The organism is Psychrobacter lutiphocae DSM 21542, assembly GCF_000382145.1.
GTDB lineage: Bacteria > Pseudomonadota > Gammaproteobacteria > Pseudomonadales > Moraxellaceae > Psychrobacter > Psychrobacter lutiphocae.
On record NZ_KB907642.1, the window covers coordinates 54,823 to 61,676 of the forward strand.

A 6,854-nucleotide genomic window follows, 5' to 3' on the forward strand; every position below is an offset into this window, starting at 1 on the left:
TAATATTGATGGTTTTTACAACATTGATATTCTTTACAACATTGATGACCGATAAAAAAGGGACACTTTATGTCAATCACCTCTACCGTACAGCGCACAACATCATCGGACTTGGCTAAGTCTAGGGATGAGGATAAGGAAATTATGGAGCCAGCGCTAAATGATGTACTGCTTATCCCCTTGGTTCAAGCGGCCTTACTTGAGGACTTAGGAAGACGTGGTGATGTCACCTCGCAAGCGACTATCCCAGTAGACAAACAAGCGACACTGACATTAACCGTTCGTGACGATGGGGTGGTTTGTGGACTGGACTTGGCAAGGTTGGCATTTGCACAGGTGGATGCATCCATCGAGTTTAGCGCCGATACGCATGATGGCGCTTGGGTATCCAAAGGTCAAGTATTGGCAACCATTAGTGGTAATGCGCGCAATCTATTAACAGCAGAGCGCACCGCATTGAATTTTATGACCCATCTTAGCGGTATCGCAACCGCCACACGCAAGGTCGTAGATTTGGTAGCTGACTATCCCACACAAATCACCTGCACACGTAAGACCATTCCTGGTTTGCGCACCATCCAAAAGTATGCCGTACGCTGTGGCGGTGGTCGCAACCATCGCTTGGGATTGGATGATGCTATTTTGATTAAAGACAATCATATTGCAATAGCAGGCAACATCCCCAGTGCAATTGCTCAAGCAAAGCAGTTGGCTGGGCATTTAATTCCAATTGAGATAGAAGTGGATACTTTGGAGCAACTGCAACAAGCGCTTGATGCTGGTGCGGAATTAATTTTATTAGACAATATGCATCCAGACACCTTGCGTCAAGCAGTAGCTATGTGCCACAATCACCCTAATGGTCGTATAAAAACCGAAGCATCAGGTGGCATCACCCCAGATAGCGTACTTGCAGTGGCCAAAACTGGTGTGGACTATATCGCTATGGGTTATCTGACCCACAGCACTACGGCACTAGATATTGGGATGGATTTTTCTGCATAAACATTAACCCTAGATAAATTAGGAGCTAGGTGCGAGTAGATATTATGGCAACTGGTAATCATTTATGAATCCTCTGAAGGTAGAGACAGACGCTCCATAAATAATAACCAGTCGCTTTTAAAGCCTTGAAATCGTATTTTTGCGTAAGTCCTATAAACATTGATCCTAAATAAAAATTGACACCTTGTCTTGCTACTGAATCACTAAAAATTGGGATGTATCTAGCGATTGTGTTAAAATCGCCCCCCCGTTTGCAAACTGAGGCGCCCGTTATGGATATGGACACCCAAATTGTCAAAATCATCCTAGCTTTTTTGGTGCTAATCAATCCCTTTAGCGCATTAACGCTTTTTTTAGATTTAACCCGTGGTTATAGTAGTGCCGACAGGCGTCGATTTGCACGTATTAGTAGTTTGACTGTCTTTATTACGGTCTTATTCTTTACGCTTGCAGGCGAGCTGCTATTACGTGCCTTGGGTATTTCCATAGGCTCGTTCCAAGTTGCAGGCGGCATCTTGGTACTATTAATTGCCATCAATATGATGAATGGTGAGGGCAACCCAGTCAAACCCGATCAAGAAAACGTTGACTTTGACGACAGCGTTGAGAGCATCGGTAGCACAGCGGCAGCGGTCGTGCCTTTAGCTATTCCGATGATGGTTGGTCCAGGTGGCATATCCACAGTTATCATTTATTCAGCACAAGTCACTGACTGGCATCAAAAGCTGGCGATTATTATCGCTGGCCTGATGATTTCAGTGTTTTGTTACTTAGCATTAACAGCCGCCGCCCGTATCAGCCGTATCCTAGGTGATACAGGCCTAAATATTATTAGTCGAATCATGGGGATGCTTCTAGCTGCGGTTTCTATCGAAATTTTGGTGAGCGGCTTGCGTACCATCTTCCCACAATTACTATAACTGGTAACTCATCAAGGCTTCAAATACCCAATAGGTATGAAGCCAATCCCGCTATCCACGTCTATCTTAGCCAGCCACTGGCGCAGCGACTATTGGCTAAGCTTGCGTCAACAACCAAACCTACCCCGTTAAGCAACCAGTATTTTAAAACTGAAGCCCAATGGCCAGCGCAGGGAAGTGTTAAGGTACTCAACTACAAGCTGCCAACACCACTTTAGTCAGTGATGACGCTACCTTTAAAGGTGCTTCAGGCAATCTTGGTAACTTAAATGTCGATGATCTAATCAGTTTAACCCTCAAATCAGGTACCAACACCACTACCAGCTCAAGCAATAGCAAAACCAACGCTCAAACAGCCAGCATCAATACCGCAGGCAATGTAAGCTTAGGTTTAAGCACTCAAAACAGCAGCTCTCAAGGTAGTAGTACTACGCAAGTTAATACCAACCTCAATGTTGACAGTCTAAGCGGTCATGCCAATACAACCACCTTAAAGGGTGGGGTTATTGACATAAGCGGTGCTAATTCGGGTAGCTATACCACAAATAAACTTCACATTGAAACCGTACAAGACACCAGTAAAAGCAGTAACAACAGCTCAGGGGCTAACATAGGCATTAATCTATCAGGTGGTACACCTACAGGTGGCAGCCTAGGCGCCAACAAAGCCAATGGTAGCTCACAAAGCGTTACCGCAGCTGAATTAAGCGGCATCATCGATAGAGGTGATAAGCAATCCTTCAAAGCAGGCGACACCACCAACATAGGCGGTATTATCGCCAATATCCAAACCGATAGTGAGGGCAATCAAAGCAGTGGCACCCTTAACTTCACCACCGACACCTTAACGACCCAAGATATCACCAACACTGCTACTAATGAACAACGTAGCATTGGAGGTAGTGTTGGCGTAGGTACAGGAAAACAAGGTCAAAGCATTAATAATGTAGGGCTACAAGTTGGTCATACTGCCAATGAATTTGAAAGTGTGACAAAAGCCACTGTCGGTGAAGGCGCTATCGTCACCAGTGATGCAATAACAGGCAAAGATAGCCTAGCGGGTGTTAACCGAGATGCGTTCAATACTGAAATCATCATCAAAGATCAACAAACCGCAGGGCTTGATGTCGATGCCAATATTGATGCTAGGGTGTTTACCAAGGCGGGTCGAGATGAGATTATCGATGAGCAGAAAGATATTGGGAAGAATGCTAAGAAAATAGGTGCTATTACCGTCAGTGACGCTCTAAAAGCTCCAGCTATTATTGCCGCTATAACCGACAACGGTAATAAAAACCCTGATAGTCAAAATAAATCAACCTTAGATAAAGCCAAAGATAACATTACCCAAATCGGTAATAACAATCGAACAGGTATGAGTGATGACACTGCCACTTTAGTTGCAACGGAAGAGCTTATTGTAACAGGGGATATTACCAATGATGTTGTTGCACAAGATACTTATAAACAACTAGCAAGTGAGATAGCCTCTGGTACTGATGCACAAAATGCAAATGTCTATGTTACCCCTGATTTAACTGAGTCTCGAGGTGGCGAACTTGGAACGATAGTATTAGGCTCAGCCAATGAAACCACACAACTAGATATTTATCTGGATAGGGGTGCGCTTGATAGAAGCGATGGCGTCACAGTTGCCAATGGTCAAGTAGAGCCAATACTGAATGCACCAAGAACGATTAATGTATTAAACGAAGAGATAGCACATAGCAATGGTATGGGTGAGGCGTCCGCCTCGACAATGGGTAATTTAGGTGAGATAGCTTATGATGTGGGTAAATGGGCGAATAGTGATGATATCGCTGAGGCGAAGGAAAGTATTGACACGACTGCTATTAATAATGCCAATACTGCTCAAGAACAGCAAGAGATGCTGGCTGCAAATAAGGAGCGGTTAGAGTCTCAGCAAGAGGCTGGGGATGCGTTTGAGAATAAGTTAAATACTGGAGGGTCAGGCGCTGGTTCGTCTTGGGGTAATAGTGAAAAGGTTGAGCAGCAAGAAAGAATGGATAGAACAATGCTTGCCTTAAACAGAAATATGATGTTTGATTGGAAAAAGTCTGAACATCGTCCTTCAATGCACTATATGAATGGCTCTTTTTTACCTTCAGGCGCTACTGTTAGATTTGGAGTAAACTATACCTCTATAGGTGATGATATTAGGACTATTAATATTACTAACAATTCGAGATTAGAACCACAGATGCATAATGTCATAGTACATGGAGAACTAGAAAATAGAGATAAAAATACTACAAATAATATGTATGTAAATGATTTACCTACTCACACTCAGCAGATTGCTGATGCGATTTTATCTAATCCCTCATATAAAGGAGAAATCATCAATCTGATTAGCTGTCATTCAGCTTGTAATGGAACTGCTCAAGAATTGAGCAATATTACTGGATCCATAGTACGTGCTCCTACAGATCGTATAGGGATTCCACGAGGGTCAAAGCCTGGTACACCATTAGTAATTGATAGAAATGGCGAATATAGATATTTCACACCTGAGAAATAAGGAGGATAAGATGTATTTAGTTGGATTTTTTAAAGAGATCGAACCAGGTTTTAGTGATTTTCCAGATTCAATTTATGATTTTAAAAATAAATTAGATCCAGATATAAAACCTATGGTTTTAAATTATTTAACACAGTCAACAGGTATATTTGATTGGCTTGAAACTGTAAGGGATTGTTTGAATAGAGAAAAAGTCATAGCAGGCGGCGGTTCGTGTATATGGAGTGATGGGGAATGGATATTTAGAGAAGATCTAGCATATTACGTAAAGGAATACGATGTGGGTTTGCCAAGTAAGTTTATTGATAAAATTATTAATAATCATGGAATTCCACCTTTATCAGATGAAACAGTAAGAATGGATCTAGATGAAATTATGGGTACAATAAATCGAGCTTATGATGGAGATAGAGATATGTTCGTTGAGCCGTAGCTTTGTGGACAAGTAATGAAGCCTATCATCTTCCAGTTAATAGGAATGTAGATCCTATTTTAGCAGCATGGATAAATCAAGTGATAGCTACTGATGGAGATTTTAAGTCTTACAAATATACGTGGGACGCTCAGAATTTAAAGGGTAATAAACCTTTACCTCAAATATTGACGCCCGAACCTGAAACGACAAAATCAAAATCAAAAGCTTTATATCAAGGTAAGAACCCTGCCAAAGTAGTTGGTTCAAGAGAGCTTCAATCAATCAATAAAGCAGTAACGAATGGCGCTGACTTAAGGGGTGGGAATTTAATTCAAGCAGAGTCTGACAAAATGCTTAATGAAAAAGTTGCACCGGTTGCTCAAGCAGGTTTTGGTGCAGCTGAAGTTGTTGGTGGTATGACACTTTGCGCATCAGTTGTGGGTTGTACAGTAGGTGGCGCACTTATAATAGAAGGCTCTCGGTGTTTGTCAACATAGTTGTCACCAATATATGAATTAGGCGACTCTCATTTCATCAATCGATTTAGGCTCTTTGAACGGATTTAAAGTCGTTGGCTTAACTGGCGTACAATTTCTTACGGCACGGCTCCCCCAACGAGTAGGGTTAAGACTTTTAGCATCCTCCATTATCAGTTTGCGTTTCGCTAGTATCTCTTTATCTTTACCTGTATGACGCTCATTAGGGGTTACAAAGCGAAGCTTGCTGTGCTTATGCTCCATGTTGTACCAATGGGTAAACCTAAGCACCCATTGCCTTGCGGTCTCAAGGCTATTAAAGCCATCTGTTGGCCAATTAGGACGATACTTAAACGTCCTAAATAAAGACTCTGCAAACGGATTATCATTACTTACTCGAGGTCTACTATAAGAGGTCACAACCCCAAGCTCATAGGCTTTCATCCGCATCGTTTGCGCCTTCATCGGTGCACCATTATCAGAATGTAGAACGACACCTGAATGCAGACACTTCTCTTTAATTAACGTACGCTGTAAAAGCTTGGCAGCAAGCTCACCTGACTCATGGTCATACACCTCCCATCCGACAATCTTACGGCTATACACATCTTCAATCATATATAGATAGTAGAACTGACCGCGTACAGGACTTGGCAGGTATGTGATGTCCCAACAGAACACTTGGCATGGCCCTGTGGCGGTAAATGATTGCGGTGCACTGTAAGCTCTGGGCGCAAGGTTACGTCCCCTGTGGTTTAGTTGATTATGGGCGTTAAGTACACGATAAAAGGTGGATTCAGAAGCATGATAGATACCTTCATCTAGCAAGGTGGGTACGATCTGTGTCGGTGGTAGGCTTGCAAAGCGGGGCTCGTTACAGACTTTGATGATGGCAGCTGTTTCATCATCTGTGAGCTTGTTGCTGGGCATAGGCCGCACAGCTTCAGATCGCTTGTCATGAGCTATTTGACCTTGCTTATACCAGCGTCTATAGGTACGTACACTAATACCTGCCTCGTTACAGGCAGGTGGTAGTCTTGCCCCTGAGTCTTTGGCTTCTTGTATCCATGTGATATATTGTTTGCGCTGTGGCAGTGAGGTTAGTCGTCCTCGCTTTGCGTCTCCCAGAGCGCATCCAGCTTTTTTCTGAGCACCAGTAAGGCGGCAGTTTCTGCTAAAGCTTTCTCTTTGCGATTAAGCTCACGCTCTAGCTTTTTAATCTTTTTGCGGTCTGCTTGTTGCTGGCGTTTGCTTGCTAAGCTTTGCTTTTGGCTTTGATTGAATCCTGATAAAGCACCTGCTCGCCATGCTTTGATTTGTTCGATGTATAGGCCTTTACGACGACAGTATTCGCTAAGTTCAGTCTCTGTCAATCCGCTGGTCTCAATGATGGTGGCAAGCTTGGCTTCGCTTGACCAGTTGTCGGGGGTGTTTTTATTACCGGGCATGGGCTGTCCTTGCTTTTGGGCTTGATTACGCCAATTATACAGGGTCTG

6 protein-coding genes and 1 pseudogene are annotated in these 6,854 nt (G+C 43.1%); 5 read left to right on the forward strand and 2 right to left on the reverse strand.

Annotated elements, in window-relative coordinates; all coding sequences use genetic code 11:
- Nucleotides 1-144: 144 nt before the first annotated feature.
- From nadC to H140_RS0108910, 5 genes are all read left to right on the forward strand, one after another.
- The gene (gene nadC / locus H140_RS0108880) at nucleotides 145-1,005 is read left to right on the forward strand and encodes a carboxylating nicotinate-nucleotide diphosphorylase (protein WP_019673307.1); all 861 of its coding nucleotides are present in this window, start codon (nucleotides 145-147) and stop codon (nucleotides 1,003-1,005) included.
- Nucleotides 1,006-1,283: 278 nt separating this feature from the next.
- A complete protein-coding gene (locus H140_RS0108885) occupies nucleotides 1,284-1,925 on the forward strand; it encodes a MarC family protein (RefSeq protein WP_026348976.1) in 642 nt (213 codons plus the stop codon).
- 988 nt (nucleotides 1,926-2,913) lie between these two features.
- A complete protein-coding gene (locus tag H140_RS0108900; protein WP_019673311.1) occupies nucleotides 2,914-4,467 on the forward strand; it encodes a hypothetical protein in 1,554 nt (517 codons plus the stop codon).
- A 10-nt stretch (nucleotides 4,468-4,477) separates the two neighbouring features.
- Nucleotides 4,478-4,900 (forward strand): hypothetical protein, encoded by a 423-nt coding sequence (locus tag H140_RS0108905; protein ID WP_019673312.1) that lies wholly within the window; start codon nucleotides 4,478-4,480, stop codon nucleotides 4,898-4,900.
- 2 nt (nucleotides 4,901-4,902) lie between these two features.
- On the forward strand, nucleotides 4,903-5,379 hold the full coding sequence (locus H140_RS0108910) for a hypothetical protein (protein WP_019673313.1): 477 nt from the start codon (nucleotides 4,903-4,905) through the stop codon (nucleotides 5,377-5,379).
- An 18-nt stretch (nucleotides 5,380-5,397) separates the two neighbouring features.
- Here the strand turns inward: H140_RS0108910 and H140_RS0108915 are convergent, their stop codons facing one another.
- Together H140_RS0108915 and H140_RS0108920 are read right to left on the reverse strand one after the other, a co-directional pair.
- Nucleotides 5,398-6,486 (reverse strand): IS3 family transposase, encoded by a 1,089-nt coding sequence (locus H140_RS0108915; protein WP_156819135.1) that lies wholly within the window; start codon nucleotides 6,484-6,486, stop codon nucleotides 5,398-5,400.
- A pseudogene (locus tag H140_RS0108920) lies at nucleotides 6,459-6,854 on the reverse strand (IS3 family transposase); the annotation flags it as partial. The gene H140_RS0108915 and the pseudogene H140_RS0108920, both read right to left, overlap by 28 nt.

Excerpts from the sequence above, each read along its gene's own strand:
- nadC (WP_019673307.1), top strand. The coding sequence starts at position 145 with ATGGAGCCAGCGCTAAATGATGTACTGCTTATCCCCTTGGTTCAAGCG.
- H140_RS0108905 (WP_019673312.1), top strand. The coding sequence starts at position 4,478 with ATGTATTTAGTTGGATTTTTTAAAGAGATCGAACCAGGTTTTAGTGAT.
- H140_RS0108885 (WP_026348976.1), top strand. The coding sequence starts at position 1,284 with ATGGACACCCAAATTGTCAAAATCATCCTAGCTTTTTTGGTGCTAATC.